We start from the raw sequence: 14007 nt of genomic DNA on the forward strand, positions 1-14007 counted from the left end.
TCAGAACGTCTCGATCACCTTGAAATTCATCAGGATCAGCGACATATTGGGGGAGAAAAGATCGTAGGCTTCAAAGAACCGCTGATGCTCCTGACGCCAATAGGCCAGCGACCGATCGCCTTCCCCTTCGGCATAGGCATGCGCCTCGTCAACCTGATCGAAGCTGGTCAGTTCCACCGCCGTCAATTCCACCGCGCAAACCGGCTCACCCTTGCCGTTGACCACCACAAAAACATCGCCTTTTTGTGGAATGCCGTCCTGATCCAGGTTGGCACAGGTCGCGGTCTTGGTACCGTTGACAATCAACGTCGCCAGTTGGTCTGCCAACTGTTCTGAATCTGCAAATGCCCAACGTTCGGCATTCTCGTATTGTTTGGGTAGCGCCTTCGCCATGTTTATTGCCCTGTTTGAGTCACTTTGCAAACAGAATAGTACACCGGATAGGCCGCTGCCCGCATCCGCTGCGTGTGTATGCACTGCACCGTCAGCATCTTTACCGGTTTTTTACCCTAAATCCCTGTGCCTGTGCCAACGCAACAGGCATACTGGACGTTCACCCATTCCATGGCCGACGGCCAGGCGGTAACATGAAAGATAGCGACAAAGATCACGATGACACCTTCAGTGATTTATTAAAAGTCATTGCGCTTGTCGTTATTGTCATGGTTGTTTTAGCCATCTGGTATTTCAGCGCGTAAGGCATAAGGAGGAATACGTGGCAAGCAAGCGCATGCGCAGCAAGCACTGGAAAATGTTCCTGATTCTGTTGTTGATCTGTCTGGCGCTGCTGCTGTTGCGCTGGGCGGCGATGGTATTCGGTTAATTTCCGCTGTCGCACATCACGTTCTCGCTTCCCCTTTCCGTTGTTTGCCATTGCCGCCGGCATCGGTGGCGAATAGCCGCTCCAACTGCTACATTGAGCAAAAATCACCCAACCGAGGTTAACGATGATGTTCTCGGAACAGGAGATCAAACCCGTCTGGGACGAAGTGGCGCGGCTAATCGGCGACAGCGTGATGCAAATGCGCCACCGGGGCCAAGCGCTGTCGGTAGAATCGCTGGCAGAACACCTTTCGCAGCAGCTGGCATCCAGCCAGAATATTGAACGTCGCATCCTGATCGGCGCCGCCATCAATATGCTGAAGGGAGAAAAGTGAATCGCCAACCGGACGGCTGGCGATTCGGCAGATGCTCAAGGTATGCAAGCCCAAGCATCCGGCTGGCAGTGTCTCACGCTAACGTAACGATATTAATAAGAATTATCGCTATTTTATCCTCAGACGGCATTTTTCCTCCCGAGGCTTTACATCAGCCAGCCCAACAGCAGCGTTGCTCCAATTACCGTTGACGCACCGCCAATACGCGTCGCAATCTGGGCGAACGGCATCAACCCCATACGGTTGGACGCCGACAAAATCGCCACGTCGCCAGTACCGCCCAGGCCGCTGTGACAGCAGGTAACGATGGCCGCTTCCACCGGGAACATTTTCAAATAGGGGGCAATCAGGAAACTCACCACCCCCATCGACAATACTACCGAGCCGCAGACGATCACATAGCCAAGCGAGAATACCGCCACCACACTCTCCAGCGGCACATACAGCATGCCCAGCCCAATCATCAGCGGCCACACCAGAGCGGCGGAAACGAACTTGTAAAAACTGTGCGCGCCGGTTTCCATGCTGGCCGGAATGATGCGGCAGTATTTGCACAATACCGCAAACAAAATCATCAATACAGGGCCGGGAATGTGCACGATATGCTCAAACAGCCCGCCGACGATAAAGAAGGCGCAAATCACCAGCAGGCCACCGCCCATCAGTTGGAAATCCACCTGACCACTCTGCTGTTTTATCGCAAACACCGCATTCTCCTGTGCCGAACGGATCAGCATGCCGTCACCGCTCAGCGTCTTGCGCTGCATGCCGATCCGCGCCAGCACCCCGGCGGTCACGATGGCAAAAATGTTGCCCATGACCGCTGCCGGCGCCAGTTGCGCAACGTAGACATCCGGCGTGGCGCCCAGAATGGCGGAATAGGCTAGCGACAACGGCAGAATCCCCTCGCCAATGCCACCGCCGATGATCGGCACAATGATAAAGAAAAAGGTGTGGTAGAAGCTAAAGCCAAACAGCTGGCCCACCAACAGCCCGGTAGCCACCGCGGTTACCGTTCCAACCACCAGCGGCACAAACATCCGTATCATGCCCTGGATCAGAATCACCCGGTGCATCCCCAAAATGCTGCCGACCACCAGACTGGCGATAACGAAATACAGCAGGTTGGCATCCTTCATCAGCAAATGCACCGTAGCCATGACGTTCGGCTGAAACAGGCCAAAGTACACCAGTACCGACGGTACCATCAGGCATAAAATTGCCGGACCACCAATATCGCGCAGCAGCGGTATGCTTTTGCCTAATTGCGCCAATGCAAAACCCAGCGTCATGATCACCGCCAACCCGCCGATCATGTTTTTGGGCAAAAAGTTGGCATAAGCGGAAACCGCCACGATGGCGCTAATAGTGATGAACAAGGCTATCGGCACCGCACCGATATCCAGCTGACGTATTTGGTTAATTATTCCGGATGAGTCCGATTGCGCTGTATTTTTCTCACAGGCAAGTTCTGCGTTTAACTGTTTCATTATTCACCCTGCTGAAAAGTGTCGGGACTGAAGAGCTCCGCCGAATGGCAATCAGTTAAATTAATAAATAAAAACAACAACTAATCACAACCCCGCAAGCGGATGGGATGGATTCTTATTTGTGGGTAAAACACTAGACAACCCAGACGATATGATAAAAAATAAAAAATCAGAACAAAATTAACCCACGTAAATTAAATATTGTGAGGCTGCGCCAAGGTTGATTTTAATTAATTATCGTCAGCGTTTTGTAATTAAATTAATCAGTCAAAAATTCGCTGCTATGCTATACGGGAAAGCCTGTCGTCAGGCCTTTCATTAATAAGAATCGGAACGGTGCACGCTGAATCCGGTCAGCTACATCTGAACCCGTATTTCAATGCGCGGCAGCATATTGAAAACGGGCATAATATCGCCAATAAGGAAGTAGAATATGTCTTCAACCGCTGTTACCCCTCAAACCCTCGCACGTTATGGTATTCACCACGCAATCGATGTCGTCTACAACCCGAGCTATGAACTGCTGTTCAACGAAGAGACGCGCGCCGGCCTGCCGGCACTGGAGCGCGGCACCCTGACCAGCCTGGGTGCCGTCAATGTGGATACCGGTGAATTCACCGGTCGTTCGCCAAAAGACAAATATATCGTGCGCGACGACACGACCCGCGACACCGTCTGGTGGTCCGATAACGGTACCGGTAAAAACGACAACCAGCCGCTGTCGCCAGAGGTCTGGCAGCAGTTGAAAGCGCGGGTTGGCGAACAACTGTCCGGCAAGCGCCTGTTTATCGTGGACGCATTCTGCGGCGCCAACGCCGATAGCCGTTTGAAGGTACGCTTCATTACCGAAGTCGCCTGGCAGGCGCACTTTGTAAAAAACATGTTCATTCGCCCCAGCGACGGCGAGCTGGCAGACTTTGAGCCGGACTTTGTGGTGATGAACGGCGCCAAGTGCACCAATCCGGACTGGCAGCAACAGGGCATGCACTCTGAAAACTTCGTTGCCTTTAACCTGACCGAACGTATGCAGCTGATTGGCGGCACCTGGTACGGCGGCGAAATGAAGAAAGGCATGTTCTCGATCATGAACTACCTGCTGCCGCTGCGGGGCATCGCCTCGATGCACTGCTCGGCCAACGTCGGCGAGCAAGGCGACGTGGCGGTGTTCTTTGGCCTGTCCGGTACCGGCAAGACCACGCTGTCCACCGATCCAAAACGCCAGTTGATCGGCGATGACGAGCACGGCTGGGATGACGACGGCGTATTCAACTTCGAGGGCGGCTGCTACGCCAAGACCATCAAGCTGTCGCCGCAGGCCGAACCGGAGATTTACCAGGCAATTCGCCGCGACGCGCTGTTGGAGAACGTGGTGGTGCGTGACAATGGCACCGTCGATTTCGACGACGCCAGCAAAACGGAAAACACCCGCGTGTCCTACCCGATTTACCATATCGACAACATCGTCAAACCGGTATCAAAAGCGGGCCATGCGCAGAAAATCATTTTCCTTACCGCTGACGCCTTCGGCGTACTGCCGCCGGTGTCACGCCTGACGCCGGAACAAACCCAGTATCACTTCCTGTCCGGCTTCACCGCCAAGCTGGCCGGCACCGAACGCGGCATCACCACGCCGACGCCAACGTTCTCCGCCTGTTTTGGCGCGGCATTTCTGACGCTGCACCCCACCCGGTATGCCGAAGTGCTGGTGAAACGCATGGAGGCTGCCGGCGCCCAGGCCTATCTGGTCAATACCGGCTGGAACGGCAGCGGCAAGCGAATCTCGATCAAGGACACACGCGGCATTATCGACGCCATATTGAGCGGCGATATCGATCAGGCCGACACCTTTACCCTGCCAATTTTTGGGCTGGCGGTGCCGACCGCATTGCCGGGAGTCGATCCGTCGATTCTTGACCCACGCAAAACCTACGCCGACGAATCGCTGTGGCAAGAAAAGGCCGAAGATCTGGCACAGCGCTTTATCGACAACTTCGCCAAATACACCGTTACCCCAGCCGGTGAAAAGCTGCTGGGGGCCGGGCCGACGCTGTAAACGACAAGGGCGCCCCGGTGCCCTTGCTCCAGCCTGCCGGGGTAGTCCGTCATGCTCCGTTCACGTCTATCTGGCTACCCGTGAGCCATCCGATCCGGCCACGATCGCATTTACCGCAGAAATCAATTGATTGTTTTGCCATCTAAATTTAGAACGGTCGAACAATAACAGATTAACGGGGAAGGCAATGGCAGCGCATACAGCGGTAATCGATGCCCGTCGTTCACGACAGGCATTGCTGGCCGGTTCGGTTGGCAACTTTATTGAATGGTATGAATTCGGCGTTTACGGTTTTCTGGCTACCGTCATCGCCGCCAACTTTTTCACCCTGCAAGGCGAAAGTGAGATCACCAGCCTGATACTGACCTACGCCGCGTTCGCGCTGGCTTTTTTCTGCCGGCCGATCGGCGCGGTGATCTTTGGGCGTATCGGCGACCGCATTGGCCGCCGCCCGACGCTGATCGCGGTACTGCTGCTGATGACGCTGGCCACGGCGCTAATCGGCGTAATGCCGACCTATGCCGCCATTGGCGTGGCCGCACCGCTGCTGCTGACGCTGCTGCGCATGTTGCAAGGGCTGTTTGCCGGCGGGGAGTTTGGCGGTGCGGTGTCGTTGATGACCGAATTTGCCCCGCCCGGTAAACGTGGACAATACGGTGCCTGGCAATCGCTTACCGTGGCGCTCGGGTTACTGGCCGGCGCCGGATTGGTAACATTGCTGGCCGCACTGCTGAGCAAGGAACAATTATACCAGTGGGGATGGCGCATCCCCTTCCTGCTGGCCTTGCCCATGGGCGCGGTGGCGCTGTGGCTGCGTCTGAAGCTGGAAGAAACCCCGACCTTTACCCAGGCGCAACGGGCGCCTCGGACCGACACCGCGCCGGCGGCCAGCCTGCGTGGCGTGGTGACCACCATCCTGCTCGGCATTGGTCGCATGATGGGCTGGTCGGCCGCCGGTTATACCTTCCTGGTGGTAATGCCCTCCTATCTGCAAACCTCGCTGCACGCTACCTTCCAGCAGGCGCTGGTGGCTACCGTGCTGGCCAACGTCGGTTTTGCCCTGACCATCCTGCCTGCCGGCATACTCAGCGACCGCTGGGGGCGTAAAACGGTGATGCTGACCGCCATGCTTGCGGTGATCCTGTTTACCTTTCCGCTGTTGCATCTGCTGCAAGACACGCAATCGTCGCTGGCAATCAAAGGCATCGCCGTGCTGACCGCCGGTGCGGTGGTTGGTCTGCTGGCCGGCCCCGGCCCGGCGATGCTGGCGGAAATGTTCCCGACCCGGGTACGCTATACCGGCCTCGGGCTGGCCTATTCGTTGTCCAATGCGGTGTTTTCCGGCTCCGCCGGACTGATCATCACCGGCTTGATCAAACAAACCGGCAATATTGATATCCCTGCCTACTACGTAGTCGCCACCTCGTTAGTCAGCCTGCTGGCTCTGATGACCCTGCGACGCGACGACCATTTGCGCTCGCTGAACGAACGATAATGGCTAATGGCCCTGTTAGCGGGGGCCATAGCCTATTTCGTGATGGCGCGCGCGCAACGCAAATGAGGTGTTTCTCGAGGCCGGTGGCTATTCCTCGCCCCGCTGCTGGTCAAACGCATCGGTATCACGCCAGGCCTGTTGCTGGCCAGTAGCGCGGTGGCACTGCATATGTTCGGCTTCGGCCCGATCCGTATGATGTATTCTGCGGCTCAAAGCATTGGGGGGCCTGCCATCAGCCACGATCCGCTGCACCGCCAGTCGATGCCGATTGCGCGTTTGTCGAACTGGACGCCGGGCACGCTTTCTACGCGCCCAGGGCTTTACCGCCGCCGTTAGCCACCACTCGGATTATGCGGCCTGATGTCAGCCCATAACGCCAACGCGTTTGGCGTCAACGGCGCCAGTTGACAGGCACCGTCCATCGCCGACCACCAGCCGCCCTGCCGGGTACTCAGCGTAAGCGGCTGCGGCTGTCGCAATTGCCAGTCGCCACGCAATACGTAGATCACGCCGGCATGGCCAGCTGGCAACGCCGTAGTGACAGCGATAGGCTGCACATCGGCGCTTTGGCGCCCGCGTCGCGTCATGATGTTGAAATCCTGACTGCTGCCGCCCGGTAAGTGCGCCTGTACTTCCAGGTCACCGGAAAAGGCAAACGGTTCGCCAATCGTCGTCAAACGATGATCGATCTGACCGGCACTGTATAAATGCACGCCGTCACCTTCCAGCAGCGTGATCGAACGATCGATACCGTTGAAGGCAGAAAATGGCCCCGCCTGGGCGATGGTGGCAATGCTGGCGCGCCAGTCAAAATCCGCATTGCCGAGCGGCAGGCTGACGATTTCGCGTGTCTCACCGCCACCGTTACGCCATGGGCTGACCGGCAGTTGGTTGAATTCGAAACGGTGAAACGGCATCACGCCTCCTGCTGGAAGGTTTTCAACACCTGCATAAACGCGGCGCTGCTCTGCTGCTGTAACGCATGCCGCCCTTGTTCAATCACCTGCCGGCCGCCGACAAACACGTCGCGAATTTGCTCTTTGCCGCCGGCGAACAGCCAGCGATTAAGAATTGAGTCATCCGGCGCGGCAGCAAGGTAGGGGTCGTCGCCGTCCAGCACCAGCCAGTCGGCACGATAACCGACACTCAGCTGACCTATTGCCACACCGCATGCTTGCGCCCCCCCCTGCAACGCCTGCTGGTACAGCACATCCGCTACCGCTGGCTGTTGTGCGGTGGTCAAACGATTGCGACGCCGATCGCGCAGCCGTTGACCATATTCAAACCAGCGCAGCTCTTCCACCACGTTGAGGGAAACGTGGCTGTCGGAGCCGATCCCCCAGCGCCCCTGCTGTTGCAGATAGCGGTCACCCGGGAAAATGCCGTCACCGAGATTGGCCTCGGTGGTCAGGCACAGCCCGGCTACCGCCTGACTATGCGCCAATTGCGCCAGTTCAGCGTCGTCCAGATGGGTGGCATGCACCAGACACCAGCGCGCATCAACCGGCAGATGTTGATACAGCCAGGCAACCGGGCGCTGACCGCTCCAGCTCAGGCAGTCGTTGACCTCTTTCTGCTGTTCGGCAATGTGAATATGTACCGGCAGCGTGCTGTCGGAGGCGGCCAGCACCTGCTCCATTTGGCTGAGTTCCACGGCGCGCAACGAGTGGAAGCATAGCCCGTGATTCTGCAACGGCACGCCGGCCAGTTGCCCGGCAAGGGTTTGCTGCTGCGCCAGATAACCGTCAACGTCCTGAATGAAACGTCGCTGTCCATCCTGCGCCGGCTGCGCGCCAAAGCCGGCGTAACTGTACAATACCGGCAGCAGCGTCATGCCGATACCCGCCTGCCGTGCCGCCTGGCTGAGCCGCCCGGTCATTTCGCCGCGATCGGCATACGCCTTGCCGCGCGCATCGTGATGCAGATAATGGAACTCCGCTACCTGGGTGTAACCCCCTTTAAGCATTTCGATGTACAGTTGGCGCGCGATGATTTCGACCTGTTCCGGCGTCAGACGCTGTACCAGACGGTACATCAGATCGCGCCAGGTCCAGAAACTGTCCTGTGGGTTGCCAGCCACCTCCGCCAACCCGGCCATCACGCGTTGAAACGCATGAGAATGGAGGTTGGGCATGCCGGGAACCACGTCTCCCTGTAGGCGTAAACAGCCTTCCGGGTTCGACTTTGGGGTAACCCTGGCAAGAAAACCGTGGGCGTCGACGTCCAGCCGGACATCATGGGCCCAGCCGGTGGCAAGCAATGCACGGGAAGCAAAATAAGCAGGCATGGCAGTATTCCAACGTTGGTATAAAGGCGAAAGCGCGCGGCACGCGCATTTGTAAGCCAATTGTATAATTCTGGTTAATTGGCCACTACTTGTATATACATATACATACGCCAGCAGCAACAGTAAACTGGTGTTATGATATTTTTATTTGACGAGGTTAACGTCGTGGTGGATCAACCGACCGTATTACAGCTGGCTGCTGCAATGAGCGATACCCCTGCCCCCATCTATCAGCGGGTGAAGCAGGCTATCGTCAATCAAATCCGCGCGGGTCATTGGCAACCGCATCAGCGCGTCCCGTCGGAAAGCGAACTGGTGGCCGAGCTTGGCGTCAGCCGTATGACCATTAACCGCGCGCTGCGTGAACTGACCAGCGAAGGATTCCTGATCCGCATGCAGGGCGTAGGTACCTTTGTTGCCGAAGCCAAAGCGCATACCGCGCTGTTGGAAGTACATAACATCGCCGATGAAATCGCCGCTCGGGGTCATCGCCATAGCAGCAAGATCCTGGAGTTCAAGGCACGAGCCGCCAGCGAAGAAGAAGCCGGCGCACTGGGCATTTCGCCGGGGCAACAACTGTTTTACTCGCAGATCGTCCATTACGAAAACGAGATGCCGGTGCAGTTGGAAAACCGCTGCGTCAATCCACTGGTGGCACCCGATTATATGACGCAGAATTTCGACCGGGTTACGCCCTACACCTACCTGACCCAGGCCGCGCCGCTGACCGCCGGCGAACATATCGTCGAAGCAGTGACGCCAACCCGTCACGAGCGCGACCTGTTGCAGTTGGAGGATCACGAACCTTGCCTGCTGATTCATCGCCGCACCTGGTCGGGGAAAACCGTAGTGACCTCTGCGCGCCTGCTGTATCCCGGCAGCCGTTATCAGCTGTTTGGCCGCTTCACCAACGAGGTGTAAGTTGACGGGGGCGACAGCCCCCTGTTAGCCACCTGTGATCACATCCTGATAACAAATTTCCCGCCCTCCTCTTGCCGCATGCCGGTGAATGCGCTAGGTTGTTTTTAATTGTATATACAACCATGTGGGAGTTGGTCACCATGTCCTCCGAAATTCACTGCGACAGCCTGTGGTCTGGCGCAGACCTTGTCACCATGCGCGACGGTAAATATCACATCCTGCACGACGGGGCCATCGCGGTACGCGACGGTAACATCGTCTGGATTGGCCAGCGTGCGGCGCTGCCGGCGATTACCGCAACCAAAACGGTAGAATTTGACGGCGGCATCATTACCCCTGGTCTGGTGGACTGCCATACTCATCTGGTATTTGGCGGCGATCGCAGCGCCGAATTCGAGCAGCGACTGAACGGTGTCAGCTACGCCGAGATCGCCGCACAGGGAGGCGGTATCGTCTCCACCGTGAAGGCCACCCGCGAAACCGACGAACAACAGCTGTTGCAGCAGGCGCTGTTTCGCCTGAAACCGCTGCTGGCCGAAGGCGTGACCTGCGTTGAAATCAAGTCCGGTTATGGCCTGACGCCGCAAAGCGAACTGAAAATGCTGCGGGTGGCACGCCAATTGGGCGAACTGCTGCCGGTCGAGGTAAAAACCACCTGCCTGGCAGCCCATGCATTGCCACCGGAATACGCCGGTCGAGCTGACGACTATATCAATCTGGTGTGCGACACCATCATTCCCGAAGCCGCAGCGGCCGGGCTCGCGGATGCGGTTGACGCCTTTTGCGAGCATTTGGCCTTTTCGCCGCAGCAGGTGGAAAAGGTCTTCGCCGCCGCCGAGCGCGCCGGTCTGCCGGTCAAACTGCACGCCGAACAGCTGTCTGCGCTGGGGGGGAGCGCGCTGGCGGCGCGTCATCACGCCCTGTCTGCCGATCACCTCGAATATGCCACCGAACAGGATGCACAGGCGATGGCCGCCGCCGGTACCGTGGCGGTATTGCTACCGGGCGCTTATTACCTGCTGCGTGAGACCCAGTGCCCGCCGATCGAGCTGTTCCGTAAACATCAGGTGACGATGGCCATCGCCAGCGATGCCAACCCGGGCACTTCGCCAGCCCTGTCGCTGCGCCTGATGATCAACATGGCCTGCACGCTGTTCCGTCTGACGCCGGAAGAAGCGCTGGCCGGCGTCACCCTCAATGCCGCCAGGGCATTGGGGTTACAGCACAGCCACGGTTCGCTGGAAAGCGGCAAAGTGGCGGATTTTGTCCATTGGCCGTTATCACGCCCGGCTGAGCTGGCTTATTGGTTGGGTGGGCAACTGCCCTGTACGGTGATTTTCCGAGGAGAAGTACGTCAATGACCATTCGCGATCCGTTTCAGTTTCATACCGGTACTCTGCCGCTGCTGATCAGCATTCCGCACGCCGGCACCCAGTTGACGCCCGTGGTTGAAGCTGGCCTGACCGACGATGCGCGGCCGCTGTCTGATACCGACTGGCACATACCCCAGCTGTATGATTTCGCCCGGGCGATGGGTGCCAGCCTGCTGGTGGGCAATTATTCGCGTTTTGTTATCGATCTTAACCGCCCGTCTGACGACAAGCCGCTGTATACCACCGCCACTACCGGTCTGTTCCCCGACGTGCTGTTTGATGGCCGCGCCAGTTTCCTGCCGGGTAAAGCACCGTCAGAGCAGGAGCGCGCCGGCTATTTACAACATATCTGGCAGCCCTATCATCAACAATTACAGGATGAGCTGGCACGCTTGAAAGCCAGACACGGCTACGCCATGCTGTTTGATGCCCACTCTATCGCCTCGGTGATCCCGCGCCTGTTCGACGGCCAACTGCCGGATCTCAATCTCGGCACCAACGGAGGTGAAAGCTGTGCCGCCGCACTAAGCGACCGACTGCTGAGCCGCTGCGAAGCGCAACAACGCTTCAGTTATGTGCTTAATGGCCGCTTTAAAGGTGGTTATATCACGCGTGCCTATGGCAAACCGGCTGCAAACCAGCATGCGGTGCAGTTAGAGTTGGCGCAGGTGAACTATATGTCCGAACAATACCCGTTTGATTTTGATGCCGAACGGGCCGCGCCGTTACAGCACCTGTTGCAGCAATTACTTGAAACCATGCTTGCCTGGGGCGCAGCGCAACGCTGATTGCTCTCACCTCCGGGTCGCCACTACCTTGGCCCGGAGGTGTCCTGCCCCTCTCCCTGCCCCGTCCTGCTGCACCCGGTTAAGCGCCAGCAACGCTGGCATGCTGGCATCTGATATGCAATTTGCGTACTGCTTCGCAATTTTAACTAAAACAGCGTTCCCGTTTTGCTCCAGCGCACAAAACGGCGGCTGTCGGCACGCGTGCTGCGCCACAATCGGCGCAAAACCACTGCCCACGGCAGAATAAGAAACATCTGACTGAACCGTGCCAATCCCTATCAGTCCCAATAGCCATCTGCTGAGACTGGAATTGATGCAGTCCGTCATGTCACTCTGGAGGCTACCATGTCCGATATCCCGCTAAACTGGCGCCGAGCCCATGCTGTCGCCGAACGGCTGCTGGCCGACTGGCAACGCCCAGGCGAGCCCGGTGGCGCGATTGTCCTGTTTGACGCCGAGCAGACGCAGGCGGTCACCTGCGCCGGGCTGGCCGATCTGGCCCAGGGTACCCCCTTTAGCGCCAACAGCGTGGTTCGTTACGCATCGGTCACCAAGCATATCTTCGCTGCGCTGGCGCTTAACGCCGTTGATGGCGCGTTGCAGCTCGATCAACGTATTGGCGATCTGCTGCCGCGTCTGCGCGGCGAATTGGCAGATGTTCGCGTCGGCCAGGCGCTGGATATGACCAGTGGCTTGCCCGACGTACGTGAAACCCTCGGCCTGCTTGGTATTTCTGGCTATACCGTCAGCGATGCCGCGCCGGTGCTGGAGTTTGTCTATGGCCTCAACCGGCTCAACTTCCCGGCAGGTAGTGAAATCAGCTACAGCAATACCGGCTATCGACTGGTGGAAGCCGCGCTGAACGCGCAAGGTCATACGTTTGATCGGCTGGTGCAACAGCATATCGCCGAGCCACTGAAGGTACAGCTGCGGGCGCCGGAGAGCTGGTTCGATATCGTTCCTGAACTGGTGCCCGGCTATTGGCCCACGCCACACGGCTGGCAGTTGGCCAGCAACGGGCTACACCTGTCTGCATCAGGCAGTCTGACCGGCAGCGCCAACGCCCTGACCCGCTGGTTGCAATCTCTGCTGGCGGACCGCGGACCAGGCGCTGGCGTACTGGCGCAGTTAAGCACAGTGCGGCGTTTAGCCAACGGCCAGCCCAGCGATTATGGCCTCGGCCTGGCGCATACCTCGCTGGGAGCACAACGCCTGCTGGGTCACGGTGGTTCACATGCCGGTTATAAAACCCACTTCCTGCTGGCGGCCGATCGCAGCGCGGGCATGGTTCTGGTAGCCAATCGCGAAGATTGCGACAGTTTCAACATCGCCTTGCAGGTGATGGCCGCCTTGTTGGGGGAAACCCTGCCGCCGCGCAGTCATGCCATTCCCGATGGCATTTACGCCAGCGTGGCAGAACCCTACTGGCTGGAAGTCAACGGCGGCAACGTTGCCTATTTGGGGATCGGTGAACCACTGTACCAAGGGCCGGACGGCTATGCCGTGTCGCTATCGGCGCACATGCCAATGCGTCTGAGGTGGAATGGAGAAGCGGTCGAAGGCGAAGTGGGCCATGTCACACGGCATTTCTTGCCAGTAACGCTGAATAACGACTGCCTGAGACACGTACAGGGAGTGTGGTATCACCCGCAATATCGTACCGCGTTTGAAATCCGCGGCGATCGGATACATATCGGCGTTGGCCCTGCGGCGCAGATCGGCAGGTTAAGTTCGCTGGGCCATGGCCGTATGCTGGTCGAATTGCAGGATGGCCCCTGGCTAAAACGTTTCTGTCTGTATTTCCGTGGTTATAGCGTCGATCTGATCGCCAACCGCAGCCGGGTGCTGACCTTCCAACGCAGCACCACTGGCCATGCCGACTAAACCAGACTACGGCGTGCTGCGGATTCTCACCGCCAGCAGCGCGTCAAACAACCGCTGTTTATCGGCATCGCTCAGGTTATGCTGTTGCAGCCCGTTGACGAACCCCTGACGCTCTGTTTCGCTAATCGGTCCAACCTGCAAGCGCTGCACCAGCCGTTGCAGTAGTTCACTGCTCAGGCGCGCGATCTGCGGCCGCACCTGATTTAGCGGGCGCGGCTGCCAGCGTTGTTCCGGCTGCGACAACCAGTCGGCCCGGTAACGGTATTGAATCGCCTTGGCGGCATCCATTTGCGCCATTATAAACGGTTTAATCGTGGCAGCATCCAGCCCCAGCGTTTCGGCTTCGGCCTGGGTAGTGGCCAACACTTTGCTTTCCTGCACCAGATCTTCAATCGGTAAATGCTGCTGCGCTTTATAGCCGGCCACGTCTTTCATAAATGACAGACGCTGGTTGACGGTTTCGGCGATCGGCATAGCCTCACTCGCCAACGTGGAGAAACTGCACAGTAAACCCGCTATCAGCATAATTTTAAACATAATCACTCTGCTTTTTCCGTCT

At 57.9% G+C, this 14007-nt stretch carries 13 protein-coding genes; 8 read left to right on the forward strand and 5 right to left on the reverse strand.

Annotation, left to right across the window (positions count from 1 at the left end; translation table 11 throughout):
* Complete coding sequence (locus NYE85_RS17480) at positions 1-393, reverse strand: ASCH domain-containing protein (protein ID WP_259005988.1); 393 nt, start codon at positions 391-393, stop codon at positions 1-3.
* Between the two features lie 337 nt (positions 394-730).
* Here NYE85_RS17480 and yniD point away from each other — a divergent pair, with 337 nt between their 5' ends.
* Together yniD and NYE85_RS17490 are read left to right on the forward strand one after the other, a co-directional pair.
* A complete protein-coding gene (gene yniD, locus NYE85_RS17485; RefSeq protein WP_233092464.1) occupies positions 731-823 on the forward strand; it encodes a small membrane protein YniD in 93 nt (30 codons plus the stop codon).
* A 124-nt stretch (positions 824-947) separates the two neighbouring features.
* Positions 948-1157, forward strand: coding sequence for a hypothetical protein (locus tag NYE85_RS17490; RefSeq protein ID WP_259005989.1), 210 nt, complete (start codon positions 948-950; stop codon positions 1155-1157).
* 146 nt (positions 1158-1303) lie between these two features.
* Here the strand turns inward: NYE85_RS17490 and NYE85_RS17495 are convergent, their stop codons facing one another.
* Positions 1304-2647, reverse strand: a complete 1344-nt coding sequence (locus tag NYE85_RS17495; protein ID WP_259005990.1) for a 2-hydroxycarboxylate transporter family protein — start codon at positions 2645-2647, stop codon at positions 1304-1306.
* A gap of 433 nt (positions 2648-3080) precedes the next feature.
* Between NYE85_RS17495 and pckA the strand changes: the two genes are divergently transcribed.
* A complete protein-coding gene (gene pckA, locus NYE85_RS17500; protein ID WP_259005991.1) occupies positions 3081-4700 on the forward strand; it encodes a phosphoenolpyruvate carboxykinase (ATP) in 1620 nt (539 codons plus the stop codon).
* A gap of 187 nt (positions 4701-4887) precedes the next feature.
* Entirely contained in the window at positions 4888-6195 is a 1308-nt protein-coding gene (locus NYE85_RS17505) for an MFS transporter (RefSeq protein ID WP_259005992.1), read from the forward strand.
* A 332-nt stretch (positions 6196-6527) separates the two neighbouring features.
* On the opposite strand, the gene NYE85_RS17510 is transcribed toward NYE85_RS17505, so the two are convergent.
* Both NYE85_RS17510 and NYE85_RS17515 read right to left on the reverse strand, forming a co-directional pair.
* A complete protein-coding gene (locus NYE85_RS17510; protein WP_259005993.1) occupies positions 6528-7112 on the reverse strand; it encodes a HutD family protein in 585 nt (194 codons plus the stop codon).
* Entirely contained in the window at positions 7112-8482 is a 1371-nt protein-coding gene (locus NYE85_RS17515) for a formimidoylglutamate deiminase (protein ID WP_259005994.1), read from the reverse strand. The genes NYE85_RS17510 and NYE85_RS17515 overlap by 1 nt, the downstream gene beginning before the upstream one ends.
* A gap of 135 nt (positions 8483-8617) precedes the next feature.
* Between NYE85_RS17515 and hutC the strand changes: the two genes are divergently transcribed.
* From hutC to NYE85_RS17535, 4 genes are all read left to right on the forward strand, one after another.
* Complete coding sequence (gene hutC / locus NYE85_RS17520) at positions 8618-9403, forward strand: histidine utilization repressor (protein WP_405050681.1); 786 nt, start codon at positions 8618-8620, stop codon at positions 9401-9403.
* Positions 9404-9543: 140 nt separating this feature from the next.
* A complete protein-coding gene (gene hutI / locus NYE85_RS17525) occupies positions 9544-10764 on the forward strand; it encodes an imidazolonepropionase (RefSeq protein ID WP_259005995.1) in 1221 nt (406 codons plus the stop codon).
* Positions 10761-11564 (forward strand): N-formylglutamate deformylase, encoded by an 804-nt coding sequence (hutG, locus tag NYE85_RS17530; protein WP_259005996.1) that lies wholly within the window; start codon positions 10761-10763, stop codon positions 11562-11564. Before hutI ends, hutG begins: the two co-directional genes overlap by 4 nt.
* Before the next feature lie 345 nt (positions 11565-11909).
* Positions 11910-13448, forward strand: coding sequence for a serine hydrolase (locus NYE85_RS17535; protein WP_259005997.1), 1539 nt, complete (start codon positions 11910-11912; stop codon positions 13446-13448).
* Between the two features lie 6 nt (positions 13449-13454).
* On the opposite strand, the gene NYE85_RS17540 is transcribed toward NYE85_RS17535, so the two are convergent.
* A complete protein-coding gene (locus tag NYE85_RS17540) occupies positions 13455-13985 on the reverse strand; it encodes a chorismate mutase (protein WP_259005998.1) in 531 nt (176 codons plus the stop codon).
* Between the last annotated feature and the right edge of the window lie 22 nt (positions 13986-14007).

This window comes from Serratia sp. AKBS12 (assembly GCF_024793895.1).
GTDB lineage: Bacteria > Pseudomonadota > Gammaproteobacteria > Enterobacterales > Enterobacteriaceae > Serratia_F.